Below are 18,798 nucleotides of genomic sequence, written 5' to 3'. Positions count from 1 at the left end.
TTATGGGTGCTCGTATGAGTGGTGCTCCTGCTTCTGGTAATATGGGGAGCAGAGAGTTTGTAAAAATCACCATTGATGGAAAGGTTATAAAGGGAAATTCAAAAGTCGATAACTTTAGTGACTACTTTGAGGGGCATTGTCCTCAAGCATTTCACGCTTTTGCAGGTATTGACGGTACTGTTTTTGATTTAATTAATCTGAAGCTTAGAGTTACTAAACAAATACAAGAAGTTTTGGAGAATTTTTTTAAGAGAGGCGAGAAAGAAATTGTAATAGAAATTTTACGTAGGGAATCCACTAAATCAAGTGGTGTATATTCATCATTTAAGGTTATTTATCAGGGCTGCCGTTTGCATGATGTTTTGTTGGCTCATGATCATGACGCAAATCTGTTTTTAGAGCTGTCATTTACTCCAGAAGAGAGTGTCTCAATTGAGATGAATATTCCATCACCTGATGGGAAAAGTACGGAAAAGTTGGGGCCAATAAAGTATAGCTTATATAAAGAGGCACTTGTATAAAAATACTGAATGCATTCGTTTCTTCATTTTTTACGTGATGATAATCCGGGCTCATCGGAAGATAATATGAATTTTGTTCCTTCAGATGATCTGAAGTATGAGCTTGGAATGTTATTATCATCACGACCTTCATACCTTGAAACAGATGAACTGACTTTTGTTAATAGTTCTGTTCTGAACTATGGTATAAAGTCATCAGTATATAGTGTTTCTGCAGGTGAGCATAGTGATACTGTTAATGGCGAAATTTCTTCAAGAATATTACTGATGCTCCAGCGTTATGAGCCCCGGCTGGAAGAGCCTGTTGTTGAGCATCTTTCCAGTGATGATAATTATTCTTTTTTTTCAGTTACTGCTCTGTTTTTTATGGACAGGGTAAAACTCTGTATTAAATGGGATAAAAACTCAGGAGAGTTTTCACTGGATGAATAAACTATTATCCTACTATCAGAAAGAGCTGGTTTTTCTTAAAAAACAAGGTGTTGAGTTTGCGAAAAAATATCCAAAGATAGCCAGGCGTCTTGGATACAATCAGGGGGTGTCTGAAGATCCACATATCCAGAGATTAACGGAGTCTTTTGCTTTTTTAAGCTCAAGAATTCATCAGAGATTAGATGAAGATTTACCTGAGTTGATGGAAGCATTGCTTCGTAATCTTGCCCCCCAATTTTTGTATCACTACCCATCATCATGTATCGTTTCATTTGAGCCAGATAGGAAATCCAGTGGAATAACATCCATTTATAAAGTTCCTTCTGGCACTTCGATATATACTAAACATAAATCTAAAACCATCTGCCAGTTTAGGACTGTATATCCTCTGACTATCGTCCCGGCAACGGTTAATGAAGCAAGAATTTACTATGATAATTTATCTTCCTTATGGAAAATCGAGTTAAATTTAGACGTTTTTGATGGGGCTAATTTCTCTCTTGATTTTATAAGGTTTTATTTAAATGGTCCGTCAACGGTTACTGGTATAATATATACATTATTGTGCAATGAAATTGATAATATCGTTTTGCAGAAAAACAATGATGTATTATATGGTATCAGAACTAATATATCCGGTGCCGGATTTTATGAGGGTGAAGTAACACTACCACGAACAGGAAATGTTTCTTACATACATAACCTCACGCTGGACTATTTTTCGTTTCCAGAACGATTTAACTTTATTGATATAAAATTTGACTCCGGAATTGAGTTATGCTCAGGGAGTTCTCTCAGACTCGTAATAACATTAAAAAGCAGTGCCGGAAAGTATGAACTGGATAAAATAGAAAAGAATATTTCTGAAGGGCTCTTTAGAGTAAATTGTTCCCCTGTTGTTAATCTCTTCGAGAAAAAAACAGAACCCTTACGATTATCGGATGGTCAGGATGAGTATCAGGTAAATTCGGATTTGTATTCCCGTAATGAAATATTAATCTGGGATATAAATAAAGTAACATTACACAGATATGAAAATAATTTAATCAGGCAGTACCCATTAAAAAATTTATTTGGACTTGAACATTCTGTCATTCAACAATCATGCAACATATTCTGGCATAGTTCATGTTATCGCATGTCTTCTGAAAGAAGAAACTTTGAGGAAAATTTATATATTCGTCTGAGCGATGATGGTGGAGTACAGTCGCGTATTATGACAGGGGATGTCCTTTCAATTGATGTAATATGTACAAATGGTGATATTCCATCATCAATTAATAATGGTGATCCTGATGGTGATTTTGATTGTGATATAGATATTGCTCACCTGCGAATAACAGCTTTGAACCGCCCATCAAGAATGTTGCCGGCTATGACATTAAAAGGAATGAACTGGAGAATTATTTCGCAGTTATCTCTTAATTTTGTTTTGCTTGGCGGTACTGATGGAGCAATGAAACTGAGAGAAATGCTGTCCATATATAACTACAACAATAATCACTCAATATCAATTTTTATTGAATGGATTAAAGAGTTACAGATTACACCAGTTTCGTCCCGTTTACCCGGCATATATCCGCCTGTAACAGCTCGTGGAATTGATATTACAGTTATTCTTTCAAAGGATGCAGATATGCACCCTGAATGTTTCATGTTTTGTTCTTTCCTTGATCACTTTCTTGGACTTCATGCCCCTGTAAATAGCTTTACTCGCATGATTACGGTCATTGATCATGAGGACCACACTCGTCGTGTATGGCCGATAAGAGCAGGAAAGTTATCATGGCTGTGATTAATAACAGAAGTAAATTCAGTTTTTTCAATAAAGTTCGTGTGTTATTGAAAAAAATTCTAAAGCCAGATGAAAGTATTGATGACGTTGTTGATGAATATTTCAGATTTACATCAAGTCTGTCTTTAGATGCACCTGATGGTCAGATAGAGAATCTGTATCAGGATGAGAAGGACGGAAAGTATCATCTCACATTATTCGACAATGGATTAACCGGAGCTGCAGGGGTTCTTCCTGTCGCATATACAGAATGGCTGATTGAAAGAAAATTACGTTATAATGATGATGCTCCTAAAGCATTCATTGATATGTTTAACCATAGAATGTATTGCCTGTCCTATCTCGCATGGCAAAAAATGCATCTGTCAGGAGATGAAAACAGAAGAGATAATAATGTTCTTAACAATGTTCTTTTGTCTTTAGGCGGAATCAGTTCTCAGACAATTAGTGTGACAGGTCTGGCATACACAGCATTCTATGCACAATCAGTCAGATCCTTAGCCGGGCTTGAACAGTTACTCTCGTCAATATATCAAATCAGGGTGTCCATTAATCCTTTTCGTGGCACTTTTGAAAATACAGAACCCAATGAACAGGGCGTTCTTGGTTATTGTCAGTATACTCTGGGGGAAGGTCCTGTTATCGGTAATGTTCGCTGGGTGGTGGATTCACATTTTGATGTTGTATTGGGACCTGTAGACTATAAAAAAGCACTGGAATTTATGCCGGGAAAGGATTTTCATTATTTTATCAGACAACAAATAAAATCATATATAGGTGATGCTCTTAAATTTAAAATATATGTGAAGATTTATCCCAGTAACAATGATAATCAACTGAATATAAATAATAAGCTTGGTTTTAATCTTTCACTTGGCTCCGGAATAGAAAATCATAAAGAACGATGCTTTTGTGTATTTTGACGACTATATATTATGACTAAATCTATACTTATATCTGGCGAACATTATAAATTCCAGGATAAACATTTTATTCGGTTGCATGGTTGTAGTTTATCATTATTCCCACTTGAAATTAAAGGTAGGGAATCAATATCTGATGTATATACTTATGAAATAAAATGTTTTAGTAGGACTGATCATAACTCCTTGGATCAGTTACACGGTACGCGTCTGAGTTGTGAGATTGGAGAACAATACAATTCGTTACCTTCACGATTCATTCATGGTGTAGTCACAAAAGTAATATTTAATTATGATAACAGCATGCAGTATACCTGCATTATTGTGTTACAGCCAGAAATAGCTGAGTTGGCATCTGGAAAAAGAACAAGAGTATGGTCAAATATAAAACCATCAGATATTGTAAACACAATTTTAAAAGACAGTTTATTTACTCCTCCACAAGTAATTTTATATAAAAAACAGGATTTGCTGGAATATAAGATTCAGTACCAGGAGTCTGATCTAAATTTTATTAATAGAGTTTTGTCTGATGCGGGAATTTACTACTTCTTTGTTCATGATAAAGATAAGCATATTATGACTTTAGCAGATGATCCTGCGTCTCATCCTAAAGCATCTTATGATAAACTAGAACATTTACCTGGTGAAAATCTGAAGGAATCGCATCACGGATACATCAGTGAATGGTCTGTCACAGAAAATCTTAAATGCCCTGCTGTGACACTTTCAGGTTATAATGAGAGTAATGTCAATGAAATTACGATAAAATCAGAAAGTAAGATGACTGATGTTAAATCCAGCAAGGGAATTTATGAAGACATTATTCCTGAGGGAAAACGTGAGTTAATAAAAAAACGTTCTGAAGCTCTGATAGCATCATGTGATAGTGAACTCAAAATCTGGTCTGGAAAAACAAATTCATGGTGGTTGTCATGCGGGGAGCGTTTCAGCCTGGACAAACAGGATTACAGAATTACTTCGTTATATCTCAATGCTGTCAACAATGATATTGAGCATGCTGGATCTTGTTATTGTGATTTGTGTGCTTCAGATAATAAAAGTTCGCTTAATTTCAAAGGTGAGTTTAATTCCCCCGTTATTCCCGGTGTTTTACTAGCCAGAGTGGTTGGTCCTGATTCCGAAGAATATCATACAGATGAAAATGGGCGTGTAAAAATCAGCTTTCTCTGGGGTGAACAGTCAACGTCAGGTACAGATAAAACCTCCTGCTGGGTCCGTGTATCTCAGGTATGGTCCGGAGAGGGGTTCGGTAGTCAGTTTATTCCTCGTATTGGCAGTGAGGTTCTGGTTAGTTTTATACAGGGTAATCCTGACTATCCAGTGATCGTTGGAACACTGTATAATGGCCAGAATAAACCGCCTTTTTCTCTTCCTGTGAATAATTGTAAGTCTGGATTTATCACCCGTAGTGTTAAGAATGGTAAAAAGGGAGAAGGTCACCAACTGGTTTTTGATGATAAAGAAAATGAGGAAAAAGCTATATTAACTTCTTCTGGTGATTGTCTCCTTACAGTAAAGAAGGATATGATCAGCAATATTAACCACTCCATGTTATTAACTATTGCTGAAGGTCGAAACTCTGAAATAAAAAAAGGGAATGACAGACTTATTCTTAGGGAAGGTAACTTACAGAATGATGTACATGGTAATATTGATATAAATGTTTCAGATGGAAATTATAATCTCAAGGTGACCGGGGGAAGTGGTAGTTTTATCACCGATAAAAATCTTACGCTTGAGTCAACTCAATCAATAAAAATAAAAGTGGGTGTAAATGAGATAACTATATCCACATCAGGGGTAAGTATAAAAGCCGCTAAAATTACCATAGAAGGGCAGGCATCAGCAGAGGTTAAAGCTGCCACGCTTAAGCTTGAAGGTCAGGCGATTTCTGAAGTAAAAGGCACCATGTTGACGCTTCAGGGCTCTGCAATGACACAGATAAAAGGTGGAATAGTGAATATTGGATAAATGATTTCATATGACAGAAGCTAAAAATAACACTGTTCCGGAAATTAATAAAACTATTGAGCAAATGCTGGTAAAAGGAAAATGGCAGGAGGCGCTTGATTTCTGGATTAATAACACAGATTCGTTAACATTAATTAAATGGCTGGCACAATTTATATCTCAGTCATCTTCTGAAGAGGATTTAGTTCTTTTACAATCCATTTTTAAATGGAAGGAAGGCGATGATGAACAACGCTGGGAAATATTCAAAAATTCTGAGGCTGCTGGATTTTCCACTCAGACAGGTGCACTGGGGTTATCATTATTTGTATCACAGGGAAGTTTAAGTCCGGCTCCATATGATCCAGTCCATGCACCGTCATGTTCAGAAAAAAAAATTATTTATGGAGTATTAATGGATCAGTCGTGTAAATATTATGATGCGCCTGATGAAGGTGTGTTTTTTCTTTTTCAGCATTGGTGTAATCGTCAACCCTAGGAGCTGTATATGCCTCAACCAGCCGCAAGAGTTACTGATATGCATGTATGTCCTATGGTGACGCCTGGTTTACCACCTGTTCCCCATGTAGGGGGGCCATTGTTACCGCCAGGTTCTCCGTCTGTACTCATTGGTGGATTACCGGCAGCTACATTGGGGACCCAGGCACTTTGTACCGGACCAGTGGATGCCGTCATTATGGGAAGTTTTAAAGTTTTTATATGCGGCAAACCAGCTGCACGAATGGGTGATATCTGTGCTCATGGAGGGACAATTGTCAGCGGGTATCCTCAGGTATTAATGGGATAAAAAATGAATAAATTTGAGACGGATACATTACTGCTTCCTGTTATAGGAGAATCGCCGGCAGGTGATGATATTGAATATGATCCGGTGTATAGCGAAATACGGGAAGCAAGACAAAATGATCCAGACTATATGTTCCAGGGAGAATGGGCTGTCAGTGAACCCCGCAGAGCTGACTGGAGAAAAGTAAGAAAATTATGTGAGGTTACTTTACGAAATAAGAGTAAAGACCTACAGATTAGTTGCTGGTATGTGGAGTCCTTGACGCATTTGTATGCTCTGGAAGGGATGCGCTGTGGACTGGAATATCTTGCTAAATTTATTTCTCAGTACTGGACTGCATGCTGGCCATCGCAGGAAGAAGGTCTGGAAATACGTTACAGTAAATTAGTTCGTCTTGATATAGAGTTATCAGAGTATCTGAAAGCATATCCTCTTCTTGATGATAAAGAAATCACACTTTCTAAATGGTATAAGGCGCTGGCGTTTGAGCATGGTGCAAGTTTATCAGAAGATGGAAAGGAAAAATTAATAGAAAGCGAAGGTGATCACTCTGTTGAATCGTTCAAAAAATTTGTAGGTAAATATAATACACGTAAGATTAATGAACAATTTCTTCAGTTTTCTGATTTGCCGGACAAAATTGATGAGGTTGAATCTTTTTACTTTTTCCATACGCATGAAAACATACATCATATTTTCGCAAAAACCAGAAATACTATCAGTGAAATAATCGAGTTACTGAGTCGTTTTTTACCGCAAGAAGTACAGGATAACAATTCTGTTTCACAATTTTCGGTTGAACCTGAGAGCAGGGTGACAAGGAAGGCGTTTCCGGAGGAACAAAAGGAATTTTATACTGCATTAACACCCTCAATAGAGAAAGAGATGTCAAGAGAGAAAGCTATAGAACAACTGGAAAAAATAGCTATTTTTTTCAGGCAATCTGAACCCACCAGTCCTGTACCTTATCTTCTTGAGAGAGCAGTACGTTGGTCAACAATGACTATGTCAGAATGGCTTGAAGAACTACTTAAAGATAATGATTCTATGGAACAAATAAACCGTGTTTTAAAAGGATGAAAAATTAATGACTATTAAGCATCTGCTACTAATAGCTGTAGTTTTCATTACTGCTTGTCCTGATAAATATTCTGAGCAGGATAAAATGCAGGCCATTAATAATGTTGATGCTCCATTTGGCGCGGGATTGCTTACTTTTCAAATATCACCTGATACACAATTAAACTCACTTAACGAGCTATCCAATAGCTGCGCATTATTATTCTTACAGGCTTCAGGTAAAAAAACATTACAGGACTTAATGAATAATCCTGTGTTAATTAGACAGTTTTTCAGCGGGTCTGGTAAAGTTGATGGTATTCTTAAAGTTGATAAATACATAGCAATGCCGGGGCAGGAGATAACACTACATATAGACAGAAGTGAAGGGGCTAAATATATAGGCGTTATTGCTGGATACTATCCATTTCCAGGAAAGCAACATATGTTGCTTTTAGATATTCCAGTTGATGTTGTTGAGGAAGGTTGGTGGAATAAATCATTACATGCATCACTTTCACCTCTTTTTAAAAAGATATCGATGGGTAAAGAAAGTATCAGTATAAAATAATTGTACAGGTATTACTGCATGCAAGAAGAAGAGCAACTTGTTTATTGGTATTCAGGGCTTTATTTACAACCTCAGCACTTTCAGTCAATTGATTTGCATCATAGTTTTATGCTTGCCAGAACCAGGCAGTTATCACAACCCCATCATCAGGGGTACTATGAATGTCGTATAAATGATGATCTTCTGAAAGAAGATACTGTCAGAATTGAAAAAATAAAAGCAGTTTTATCTTCAGGGTATTATATCGAGTATCCGGGTAACTGTGTGGTGCAGGATAAATGCCTGACAAATCTCAGAGGTACAGATCCTGGCACCGTAAATTTGTGGCTTGCTCTTAAGCGATTTAATTCTAGTCATAAAAATGTATCCAGCGTAAATGATAAACGAGGATCTGTCAGATGGGTAAGTTCAGAAGATGAAAGCAACATGCGTAATGTTTATCATGACAGTCAGGATGCTGGTATTACAAGAATAAAATATGATATTCAGATTGTTACAGATGAGGAAAAAGAGAATAGCACTGACTTTGAATATTTACCTCTGACAAGGGTTATTTATGGAAATAATGTATTGTGTATTGATGATGAGTGTTCATTTCCTGCAATGAGGTTATCAGCGAATCACAAACTCAGAGATAAAATCATAGAAATTCATTCTGATATTAATGCCTACAAAAATAAACTTGAAGAATATAGATATACAGAACGAACAGTGTCTGATGGACATCTTTATAATTTTTTGATTCTGTGTGCTATTAACAGAACATTACCACTTCTTTCTTCATTTATTAATGAAGATGCAATTCATCCATGGTTGTATTATATGGCATTATGTCAGTTCACAGGGGAAATATCAACATTTCAAAATTTTGGTTTTTCAGATACCAGAATTATTGATTTGTCATACAATCATTATGATCAGATTTCATGTTTCAGTCATCTGCAGTATTATATTAAAGCAGTGCTGGAAAATTTATGCAGAGATAAGATTATTAGTGTTGAGTTTAAAAAAATAACAACAGATACATTTATCTGTGATTTTGATGAGTACAGTTCCAGAAATAATTCAGAGTACTATATTAAATTAACTTCAGATACTTTCAAAAAGAATAATTCAATTGCATTGTCAGAGATTAAGATTGCTCCATCCGAACATATAGATCTGATAATTCAGCATGCACTGCCAGGCATTAATTTTACAGTGATGGATGTCGTTACATCTGAGTTACAGGTAAGAGAAAATATAATCTTGTTAAAGATAGATAAACATTCAGAATTATGGAAGTTAGATAAGGCTCAAAAAAGGGTTGCATTTTATTGGTCATGTAGTCCTGATGATTTACTTGTAGAGTTAGTATTATCGCAGGAAAAAAATATGCAGTAAGCCAGCCTCAACTGGCTAATGGATCTGTCTATCTGGAGGCTGGCAGATAACGATTCATCCACTGTCAGTACCTGAAACATGCCTTTCTCCGGAAGTGGAATCCGGAGCTCAGTACAACATCTGTCAGGCGCTACAGGGTAAGCGGATAGCAGAAAAGAAAATGGCAGAATGTTCGTGGGATGAAGGAAGCTGCATCGCGTTCATGTCATAACCATATGTAAGAATGGTATTTCTAACTCTGCAGTGGTGATCGAACAATTAATGAGAACCATCAGCATGGCTCGCTGGGATGTCGTTCATCTGGCGAATATCAGCATCAATGGGCAAATTTTCAATTACAGATTATCGTTTCCGGGGACAAAACATGTTATATGAATGCTTATGTTATGGAGGTACTGGTGAATATCGTTGAATGCTATATGCCAGTATTTAGACTCATATCATCTGTTAAAGTCTTTCCTGAAGAATATAGTGATTACGGCAGTACCAGAAAGCATATAATTGATACTGTTGAAGACGTTGTTCGCAATAGTGAAAAAATATCGTTAAGTGACAGCGAACTTGATGCGGCATTTTATTCAATAGTCGTTATGCTTGATGAGGTAATATTGTGTTCTGAACTTCCTTACAGAAAAGAATGGCGTAATGAACTGTTGCAGATTAAATATTTTGGACATTCCACAGGAGGTGTCGAGTTTTTTAATGTGCTTAATAAAGTTATCGAATCTGGAAGTCAGGCAGGATGGATTTTTCTCTTATGTCTCTTACTCGGCTTCAGAGGTAAATATACTGTAAGCAATAATAATGAAATTAATGATTATATATCAAGGCTAAAGCAACAATGCGGATTAAATATAATCTCGGAAGAAAAAAATAAGACTGCATTAAAAAAAAAGAATAAATCATCGTGGCTTAATTTTTGTTTGTCACTTGCAGGTATCATTGTTATTTATTTTATATTATTATTTATGGTGTATGTGAGATGATTTTTTATGTTTAAGAAAACATTTTCATTATTTCTCTGGATTTTTGTTTCTGCTTTCGTTTTATCTGTTTGCTATGTCATCGGCGTGCTTAGAAACTGGACAGATACTACAACTGCATTTTACTGGTTTTTTGTAATTCTGGTTACTCTTTCCCTGAAACTGCTTATGGATTGTATCCATAATTGCTTTTCTGCAGAAAAATACAGAAAGCTGCTAAAGTTATTTTCTCGTAAAAAAAGAACATTAACGCTTGATTCATATTTTAAGAAAGGCTTAAATATCATAAGCAAAAAAGGAAGAGGAGTGGTCCCTTGGTTTTTACTTACCGGTGATTCAGAAAAAAATAATTCCCTGCTTAAGGATATTAATCTTCCTGTCTTTCACAGTGATGGGTTAAATAGTATTTCCCAACAATTTCGAACAATTCGTTGGTGGTTTTTCAGAGATTTAAGTGTACTGGAGTTGTCAGGTAAGATGTATGACAACCCAAGGGTGCTGAACTCCGTGATAAGTTTTTTATCAGCACGTAAATGTAAAAAACAACCACCTCATGGAGTTGTTCTTGTCATTCCGGTTGATAAGTTACTTGATCATGATTACACTTATATTCAGGTATTATCTCAAAAAACAAGGAGTTTTATAGAACAACTGTCGTCACACTTACATCATAATATTCCTGTCTTTCTGGTGATAAGTGGATGTGAGCACATCAGTGGATATTCAGCACTAGCGAAAAAAAATTATCAAAAAAATAATAAATGGTACCCAGTATTTTGGGCAACCAATAAATCAGAAGCAAATGTATCTGAATATGATTCATCATATATATTATCATCATTAAAATCTAATATTACGACATCAATATGCCATGTGCTTGATGATACATTAAGTGATCAGGAAAAAAATGAGATTCTGCTGTTTCCTGATAAATTGGATGATCTAAAACATTCACTTGATGTGTTTATTTCCACATTCAGTATCGATAATGTGTTTTTTTCTCAGACAGAGATCTCCGGGGTCTGTTTATCTGGTGAGCTAGTGTTGAGTAAGGATAAAAATTGTTCTTTTGCAGATGTTTTAATTTCTAAAATACTGCCACAAATACAGTATTCAGAAGTTATTCATGTTAATAAACGAAGAATAAAAATGTCACTTAAATCAGCTATAGTCATGACTGTGCTGTGTTTTGTTGGCTATAGTGCATATTGTTCATATCATGTATATGATATCAGCCCAGGTTCTGTTGATACTAGCCATGCATTTCTGACAGAGCAAATATTAAAATATGAAGATAAAGTCAGGTCTAATATACTGTATTTCCCTTTTAAACCTGCGTTGGATGATAAATATTTATTTTTCAGAGAGTCCCTTCGTAAAAATACCAGATTTTATACCAGTCCTGTCTCATGGCGCGTTGCCGAATATAAGAAAAAATTCATGCAGGCTTCCCCGTCAGAAAAGCGAGAGCTGATTCTGTCGCTTTCCTCATCACTCATCTGCTGGGATAAAATGATTAAAAATGAATCGCTGAGTGACTTAACAAAATCACCAGGTATTCATGAATCACTAAAAATAACCAGACCTTATGATAAAATATCATCAATAGCTTCACTAGCTATAGAAAGAGATGAGATACAAAAAAATAATGGAAGTGATAATATTGATGAGTTCAGAAACCTCCTGACAGAGTTGATTCAAAGTGATCCGTCTTATTCATGGTTTGTTTCTGAATCTGTTAATATTCCTGCCGTAAAAATTACGGATTTTTGGGAAGATGAAAACTCTTCTGTCTATCTTTCTGGTATGTGGACACAGCCGGGACAGGATAAACTTCATCATTGGTATGAGAATATCAAAGAGGCATATGGACGTGATACGATTCCGGAAGCATTTTCATCTTTTGTGCAGAACCTGGATGAAAGTCGTCAGGAGCATTTCAGACAGTTTATTATGGCTGTCGCAAGGGAGCGTAAAAATTCACATTCAGGTTTAATGAATCCGCTGCAACTGACTAATATTATACATAATCGTTCATCTGAGCATAAATTTTTTCAGTTTGTAGATGCTGAATTACATAACATACCAGCAAGTTCGGCGCAGGACTGGCTTTCTGATTTCAGACTGCTTTACCGTCTTTTTTCACTTAAAGTGGATAACGGAATAAAGCGTCAAATAGAACAATTTGATCTCATGTTACGTATATACCTGATTTCTGTTTTTAATAACAGTCAAATGAACAGGACGCCGGATCATGTTACCGCATGGAGAGATTGGCAGAATGCTCTACGTAATGCTGTAAATTCAGAGTTACATACAGCATCATCAGTTGAACTTATCCGGAATGCTATGCGTTCAGATCCAAAAAACAAGCTGGAATTATTATTTGATGAGTTTAAAAAGGTTCGTTCAGTCATTAACAGCAATAATACAGAACCAGTGATTGATTCTGTATGGGATATTTATGAACGGCAAAATTATCAGCTTCTCGACCATGCTGTCACTTATATGGGGTGCTGGGTTGATGAACAATGGAAGAATTCTGTTTTAAGCCAGTTAAATTCAAGTGAGCATAATTTCAGTCATTCTGAAATGCAAGGCAAAATATATAAAAACATTATTGGTTTTTTAAATGGCCCAGCTAACGGAGTTTTAGCGATTGATCCGGAAGGTGTCAGATTATTGTCTTTCAGGGGAAGAAGTATACCGTTTTCTCCTTCATTCATTAGTTTTATCAATGACATTGTTTCTCCAGATGATTTGATTGACGTTCAGCTCAGAGAGCGGACGCAAAACAAGGACGACTTAATAAATGTACAGGGACAATTAGACGTATTGGATCAGACCCTACAAGAAGTTGAATCACAGCCTTACAAAATTACGATAAGTAGTGCACCTGCGACAATTTCAGGTAGTCCAGGAATTAAACCAACAGGTACAACTTTGACTCTTGAGTGCAAAACAGGTAACAGTAGTATACGAAGTATGAATTTTGCCGATTCAGGTATTTTCACCTGGTATCCAGGACGTTGTCACTCTGTAAATATTGATATTTTGTTCCCTGATTTTTCTACCACCTATAAATTTACAGGTGAAACAGCCTGGATTGATTTTATCAACAAGTTTTCGGATGGTGAGGATGAGTTAATGACAAAAGATTTTTCTCCAGAATCAAGAAGTCTTCTTGAATCAATGGGGATAAAAGGTATTCTCGTCCGTTACAAACTGAGTGATACAAGCGATCTAAGTCAGGGATATATCGAATGGGAACAATTAAAACAGAAAAAGGATAAACTTGAAAATTTGCAGGTGAATTTGAGTACTAAACTGCTTACAAAACATAGCTGGGAGAAAAGTGGCTGGATTTCCAGACTGCCTAGAAATATAACAATATGTCCAGCAGTACAGGAGTGATAAATGAGTACCTATCTGAAATTAATTATTAATAAATTAACTCCAGAAAGCCGAAGTACTCTTGATTCTGCTATTAATTACGCAATATCAAGAGAACACCATGAAGTCGATTGTTTGCATTTTCTGTGGAAGTTATTACAGGAACATAAGTATATAACCGAAAGGTTTTATGAACTGTCTTTATTTAATCCTGAAAGGGTTCTTAATGCCATTGAAAGTGAACTTATCCATATCAATACAGCGCCACAATCCTCACCTGTATTTTCTGAGTCGATGCAAACTCTACTGGAAAAAGCATGGATACATGCCACTACTAAATGGCAATACAATCATATAGATCTCTCTGTTTTTTTGACTACTATTATTAACATCAGAGATTCTATATTTCCTTACAATGTGGCTGATGCATTATATTGTGATGTAGATGCGGCAGAGAAGTTGCTTATTTCTTTTTCAGGAAAAACAGAACATTCTGCTTCTCATCGCTCCACTGATAACACTCCACATAAATATATCAGTAAATATACTGAAAATTTCTCTTTGCTGGCAGAAAAAGGGAAATTAGATCCAGTTACTGGCAGAGAGAAGGAAATCAGACAACTTATCGATATTTTGCTTCGTCGCAGACAGAACAATCCAATACTGACCGGTGAACCGGGAGTTGGGAAAAGTAGTATAGTAGAAGGCTTAGCATTGCAAATTGCATCCGGCCATGTGCCTGATGCACTAAAGAATGTCAGGATTCTTGCGCTTGATATGGGCGCTTTGCTTGCGGGAGCCAGTGTCAGAGGGGAATTTGAAAATCGCTTAAAATCGCTGTTAACCGAACTTAATTCTTTGGATGGTACTGCTATTTTGTTTATTGATGAGGCCCATTCTCTTATCGGTGCAGGAGGACTTCCAGGACAAACTGATGCAGCGAATTTACTTAAGCCTGCTCTTGCCCGTGGGGAATTGCGCATTATAGCTGCAACGACATGGGGAGAATATAAAAAGTATTTTGAAAAGGACGGTGCATTAGCCCGGCGTTTTCAGATAGTTAAAGTAACAGAGCCAAATCAGGATTCCACTGCAGGGATGCTACGTGCTCTTTTACCCATGATGGAAAAGCACCATAATGTCTCTATCAGGGAAGAAGCAATAACTGCAACGGTACATTTATCAGATCGTTATCTGCATGGGCGTCATCAGCCAGATAAATCTGTAAGTCTGTTAGATACAGCCTGCTCACGGGTTGCTGTATCTCAGTCCACATCACCAGATGCCATTCAGGATATTGAAGCCTCATTAGCAAGACACCAGGGAGAACTTGCACTGCTGACACAGGAAAAATCAAATGTTCAGCGTCAGGAAATACTTGTAAATAAAATTACTCAACTTGAGAAGAATCTTGAGCAACTTAAATCAGCATGGCGTCATCAACGTGAACTGGTTGCCAAGATACAAAGTACACATGATATTTCATCAAAGGATATGTACAGAAAAGAACTGGAAAGTGCATACAAGAAAGACAGTCCTATGGTTTTTGAGTGTGTGGATAAAAATTGTGTTGCTGATGTCGTTTCCGGGTGGACTGGTGTTCCACTGGGAGTATGCCTTGATAGTGAACAACAAAAAACATCCGGTCTGTTAAGATATCTGGAGCAGCGAGTTTTGGGGCAACGATATGCTATGTCTGCTATAGCATCACAAATCCTTATTTGCCGGGCAGATCTTAAAGATCCGGTAAAACCAGATGGGGTATTTTTACTCGCAGGCCCTTCTGGCACCGGTAAAACGGAGACAGCCAGGGCTCTGGCCGAGTTTGTTTATGGGGATGAGAATAAACTTATCACTATTAATATGACTGAATTCCAGGAGGCTCACACGGTTTCCACTCTGAAGGGGGCTCCTCCAGGATATGTCGGTTTTGGTCAAGGAGGGACTCTTACAGAAAGAGTGAGTCATAATCCATACAGCGTTATTCTACTTGATGAAATTGAAAAAGCACATCCGGATGTTCTGGAGTTCTTTTTTCAGATATTTGATTTGGGGATTATCGAGGATTCTGAAGGTAAGATGGTGTCTTTCAGGGATTGTTTCATAATAATGACATCAAACCTTGCCAGTGAAAAAATCACAAGTCTATGGAATGATGGTGAGATAAATAAAGATAAAATAAAAGAAATGCTTCTTCCTTTATTTAATGAACATTTTGGAACAGCATTTATGGGAAGAGCTAACTTAATTCCGTTCACACCGTTGCATACCAAAATACTTAGAGATATCGTACTCATCAAAATCGATAAGATTTGCCAACGTTTTGAACAGGCATCTGGTAAGATGTATGAAATAGATTACACTGATTCTCTCATTGATTGGATTACACATCATTGTCAATGTGACAAGTCTGGTGCGAGGGATATAGATGCAGTACTTAACAGAATGGTTCTTCCTGTCCTTGCCAGATATTTAATTGACTCTGAAGATAATAAAATAATAAAAAGAATAAGAATGTCAGTAAGAAAAGACAATATTACATTACGTAATTTGTAATTTACTATGTTGATTTCTCCTGTACGGAAGTTAAATTGAACCAGAAATGTCTGGTTCTCATATGGCGATGTGCCAGGCATGGCGCGTAGCACCGTGACTGACACAGTTCTTCAACCGTTGTGTCTGAAAAACGACCTGGAGGTGTAAGTCCTTTACACATCCGGTGAGGAGAAGTGTTAGCGGAAGGTCAGGGGGGACGAAGTGAAATCTGAAGGAATCCGGATACAAAATGCTGGTCTGGCGAACAGGAAGGGATTAAGGCGATCGAGGTAAGATGGTATACATTCCGATACTCACACGTCACGCTGTAGCGAAGCACCGACAGGCATAAGCAGGAAAGCCACTCGAATTACCCCGGCAACTCAGCATGTGTGTCACTGGTGTCATGAGGTGTACTGGAACAGGCCGCTTAAGTCAGTCGACACCGTGGTAATGTGCAAACAGGTTGCACGTGAAGGGCTGAATATAATTTTAACCGTTATTACGGCATCCGAACCCGATGATGACGAATGAAGCACAAGTGCAGGCAACTGCGGTCATTGTCAGCCGCAGGGGAGGCGGATGGTATCCAGCTGTAAGAACGGTATTACACAATATTACCTTGCTGATCTCTCATTACAATGAGAACCATATTCATGTTGTCTTTATTGGGGGACAGGCGTAAGTGGGTCAATAAAAATGGCTTAAGAAAATGGACAAAAATTTTATACTAGATCTTTCTGTAAATACTACTGATCCAAAAAACAATAAAGAATTTCTTTGGCTTAGTTATAGTATAAATAATTTAACTTCGGTAAAATATGAAAGATCATATTGGATGACACTGGAGAAAAGATGTCTCTCTTTATTCAGGGAAAACGGATATGACCTTCAGACAGGAGCATGGTTCTGTCTTATTTCCGCCCATCTATATAGTTGGGAAGGACTGGCAATTTCCTCATGGAAATTTGCAGATTCATTTGTTAAACAAAAAAAATGCTGGCCTCATGTCACGGCCACTCAGATGCGAATAAATATTCTTGTCTGGTATATTAAAAATGTTATTCCTGCAATACAGACTCTGCCTGATGATGAAAAAACTTACACATCATTAACTTTACTGGAGTATGCTTTAACATTATTGACTGAGCTTGAGTATAACCTTCTTTCCGGAAAATGTTTTATTATTTCAGATGTGCTGGCTGAACTCAGGAGGCAAAAAAGTGATGATTCTGAAAGTTTTGATTCTGAAGTTTCTAATGCAGAAAAGAGTCAGCCTTCTAGCGGGCGTTTATCCCCACATGTTGACTCAAATGATATCACAGGGCAAAAACATAATACGTTGATAAATAATCGTAAAAAAACACGCGTATATTATAATGTGATTTCTTTTATATCAGGTGTTTTAATAACCATTTTTATAAATTATTCAGGAAAGCCTGAAACAGCACTGAAACTCAGGAGCATCATACCTGATAGTTTTCTTACTGAAATGGTTATGAATTATTCAGGATGTTCAGAATTCACTCCTGATTCAACAGACTCCTGGTCTCAGCTCAACAAGAAAATTGATGACTTTACAGAAACACTGAATACAATTGAGGATAATGGAGGTTATATTACCATATCAAAGTTAAAAACGATTGCGTATGATATGAAAAATACTTTTCTCGAGTATGACCCCCCTTTGAATGTAAGAATATCAAAATTGTATAATAACGTGAATATAAGTAAAGAGGATATTAACAGAGAACTTGAAATAATACAGTATAATATTAATAAGTTTAATTGTGAGATTGGTAACTTAAAAATGAAAAATGAGATGTTAAATGACAAATTAATAACAAAGTAAAATTTATATTTTGTTTCTTTCCATTTGAGTTTTCAGAACGTGATTCTTTCATTAATCCTGAGTATACCTATCAGAGAGGAAAAGGATGCAGCCCGCATATTGTAAATAGATGGTATTGTCAAACTTTGGCGTTTGTAGAACCTTAAGATAGACTGTATATAATTGCTCATGGAAATATAGCAGTAATTGGTGATGGAGTCCGTGGGACTGAAAAACTCAGGTGTGTCTAATAAGATGCCATTTGGCATGATAGTTATTTGTTCATATCTGGGGTCGCCCATACCCTCATTATGGAGGCAATTACTCTGAGCGTTCTGCCAACAATCCTGCCGTTGACAGAACAGTTGACAGCAACCTCTCTCTCTGTGATGGGGCTCGATGGTAACCGTGATATAAGTCAGCCAGTAACCACGAGAGTGGACAACGATATTCATGGAGTGAGTAAACCTCTGAATCACGTATCGTAATAGAATTCAACTAATTATGGATATCATGATTTATGAAACGTTTTTTTTCTAAAAACAAATTTAAAGAAATTGATGAAAAAATTTCTGATGGAGATCTTATTT

At 36.8% G+C, this 18,798-nt stretch carries 14 protein-coding genes; all 14 read left to right on the top strand.

Annotation, left to right across the window (positions count from 1 at the left end):
- Window positions 1-2 precede the first annotated feature (2 nt).
- Window positions 3-521 (top strand): type VI secretion protein, encoded by a 519-nt coding sequence (locus A7Z29_RS07410; protein WP_105290043.1) that lies wholly within the window; start codon window positions 3-5, stop codon window positions 519-521.
- 9 nt (window positions 522-530) lie between these two features.
- Window positions 531-953 (top strand): lysozyme family protein, encoded by a 423-nt coding sequence (locus A7Z29_RS07405; protein WP_105290042.1) that lies wholly within the window; start codon window positions 531-533, stop codon window positions 951-953.
- Window positions 946-2,748, top strand: a complete 1,803-nt coding sequence (gene tssF, locus A7Z29_RS07400; RefSeq protein WP_105290041.1) for a type VI secretion system baseplate subunit TssF — start codon at window positions 946-948, stop codon at window positions 2,746-2,748. The genes A7Z29_RS07405 and tssF overlap by 8 nt, the downstream gene beginning before the upstream one ends.
- Window positions 2,739-3,671 carry a type VI secretion system baseplate subunit TssG gene (tssG, locus tag A7Z29_RS07395; protein ID WP_105290040.1) on the top strand — a complete coding sequence of 311 codons (933 nt, stop codon included), beginning with the start codon at window positions 2,739-2,741 and terminating at the stop codon, window positions 3,669-3,671. Before tssF ends, tssG begins: the two co-directional genes overlap by 10 nt.
- Window positions 3,672-3,683: 12 nt before the next feature.
- Window positions 3,684-5,666: a type VI secretion system Vgr family protein gene (locus tag A7Z29_RS07390; protein ID WP_105290039.1), complete on the top strand. Its 1,983-nt coding sequence runs from the start codon at window positions 3,684-3,686 to the stop codon at window positions 5,664-5,666.
- Window positions 5,667-5,676: 10 nt separating this feature from the next.
- Window positions 5,677-6,144 (top strand): DUF6931 family protein, encoded by a 468-nt coding sequence (locus A7Z29_RS07385; RefSeq protein WP_105290038.1) that lies wholly within the window; start codon window positions 5,677-5,679, stop codon window positions 6,142-6,144.
- Window positions 6,145-6,153: 9 nt separating this feature from the next.
- Window positions 6,154-6,453 (top strand): PAAR domain-containing protein, encoded by a 300-nt coding sequence (locus A7Z29_RS07380; RefSeq protein ID WP_032246098.1) that lies wholly within the window; start codon window positions 6,154-6,156, stop codon window positions 6,451-6,453.
- Between the two features lie 3 nt (window positions 6,454-6,456).
- A complete protein-coding gene (tssA, locus tag A7Z29_RS07375) occupies window positions 6,457-7,533 on the top strand; it encodes a type VI secretion system protein TssA (RefSeq protein WP_105290037.1) in 1,077 nt (358 codons plus the stop codon).
- 7 nt (window positions 7,534-7,540) lie between these two features.
- The gene (locus A7Z29_RS07370; RefSeq protein WP_105290036.1) at window positions 7,541-8,083 is read left to right on the top strand and encodes a type VI secretion lipoprotein TssJ; all 543 of its coding nucleotides are present in this window, start codon (window positions 7,541-7,543) and stop codon (window positions 8,081-8,083) included.
- An 18-nt stretch (window positions 8,084-8,101) separates the two neighbouring features.
- Window positions 8,102-9,466: a type VI secretion system baseplate subunit TssK gene (gene tssK / locus A7Z29_RS07365; RefSeq protein WP_105290035.1), complete on the top strand. Its 1,365-nt coding sequence runs from the start codon at window positions 8,102-8,104 to the stop codon at window positions 9,464-9,466.
- A gap of 371 nt (window positions 9,467-9,837) precedes the next feature.
- On the top strand, window positions 9,838-10,452 hold the full coding sequence (locus tag A7Z29_RS07355; protein ID WP_105290034.1) for a DotU family type IV/VI secretion system protein: 615 nt from the start codon (window positions 9,838-9,840) through the stop codon (window positions 10,450-10,452).
- Window positions 10,453-10,458: 6 nt separating this feature from the next.
- Window positions 10,459-13,863 carry a type VI secretion protein IcmF/TssM N-terminal domain-containing protein gene (locus A7Z29_RS07350; RefSeq protein ID WP_105290033.1) on the top strand — a complete coding sequence of 1,135 codons (3,405 nt, stop codon included), beginning with the start codon at window positions 10,459-10,461 and terminating at the stop codon, window positions 13,861-13,863.
- Between the two features lie 3 nt (window positions 13,864-13,866).
- Window positions 13,867-16,398: a type VI secretion system ATPase TssH gene (gene tssH / locus A7Z29_RS07345; protein WP_105290032.1), complete on the top strand. Its 2,532-nt coding sequence runs from the start codon at window positions 13,867-13,869 to the stop codon at window positions 16,396-16,398.
- Between the two features lie 691 nt (window positions 16,399-17,089).
- Window positions 17,090-18,229: a VasL domain-containing protein gene (locus tag A7Z29_RS07340; protein ID WP_105290031.1), complete on the top strand. Its 1,140-nt coding sequence runs from the start codon at window positions 17,090-17,092 to the stop codon at window positions 18,227-18,229.
- Window positions 18,230-18,798: the final 569 nt, after the last annotated feature.

Source organism: Escherichia sp. MOD1-EC6842, assembly GCF_002965705.1.
Taxonomy (GTDB): domain Bacteria; phylum Pseudomonadota; class Gammaproteobacteria; order Enterobacterales; family Enterobacteriaceae; genus Escherichia; species Escherichia ruysiae.
The sequence above is the reverse complement of the archived record's forward strand: the minus strand, read 5'-3'. Positions and strand labels throughout refer to the sequence as shown.

What these genes read in the sequence shown, in the direction of transcription:
- tssA (WP_105290037.1), top strand. Translation starts at nt 6,457, where the DNA reads ATGAATAAATTTGAGACGGATACATTACTGCTTCCTGTTATAGGAGAA.
- A7Z29_RS07340 (WP_105290031.1), top strand. Translation starts at nt 17,090, where the DNA reads ATGGACAAAAATTTTATACTAGATCTTTCTGTAAATACTACTGATCCA.
- tssK (WP_105290035.1), top strand. Translation starts at nt 8,102, where the DNA reads ATGCAAGAAGAAGAGCAACTTGTTTATTGGTATTCAGGGCTTTATTTA.
- A7Z29_RS07410 (WP_105290043.1), top strand. Translation starts at nt 3, where the DNA reads ATGGGTGCTCGTATGAGTGGTGCTCCTGCTTCTGGTAATATGGGGAGC.
- tssF (WP_105290041.1), top strand. Translation starts at nt 946, where the DNA reads ATGAATAAACTATTATCCTACTATCAGAAAGAGCTGGTTTTTCTTAAA.
- A7Z29_RS07385 (WP_105290038.1), top strand. Translation starts at nt 5,677, where the DNA reads ATGACAGAAGCTAAAAATAACACTGTTCCGGAAATTAATAAAACTATT.
- A7Z29_RS07355 (WP_105290034.1), top strand. Translation starts at nt 9,838, where the DNA reads ATGAATGCTTATGTTATGGAGGTACTGGTGAATATCGTTGAATGCTAT.
- A7Z29_RS07405 (WP_105290042.1), top strand. Translation starts at nt 531, where the DNA reads ATGCATTCGTTTCTTCATTTTTTACGTGATGATAATCCGGGCTCATCG.
- A7Z29_RS07380 (WP_032246098.1), top strand. Translation starts at nt 6,154, where the DNA reads ATGCCTCAACCAGCCGCAAGAGTTACTGATATGCATGTATGTCCTATG.
- A7Z29_RS07370 (WP_105290036.1), top strand. Translation starts at nt 7,541, where the DNA reads ATGACTATTAAGCATCTGCTACTAATAGCTGTAGTTTTCATTACTGCT.
- A7Z29_RS07390 (WP_105290039.1), top strand. Translation starts at nt 3,684, where the DNA reads ATGACTAAATCTATACTTATATCTGGCGAACATTATAAATTCCAGGAT.
- tssG (WP_105290040.1), top strand. Translation starts at nt 2,739, where the DNA reads ATGGCTGTGATTAATAACAGAAGTAAATTCAGTTTTTTCAATAAAGTT.
- tssH (WP_105290032.1), top strand. Translation starts at nt 13,867, where the DNA reads ATGAGTACCTATCTGAAATTAATTATTAATAAATTAACTCCAGAAAGC.
- A7Z29_RS07350 (WP_105290033.1), top strand. Translation starts at nt 10,459, where the DNA reads ATGTTTAAGAAAACATTTTCATTATTTCTCTGGATTTTTGTTTCTGCT.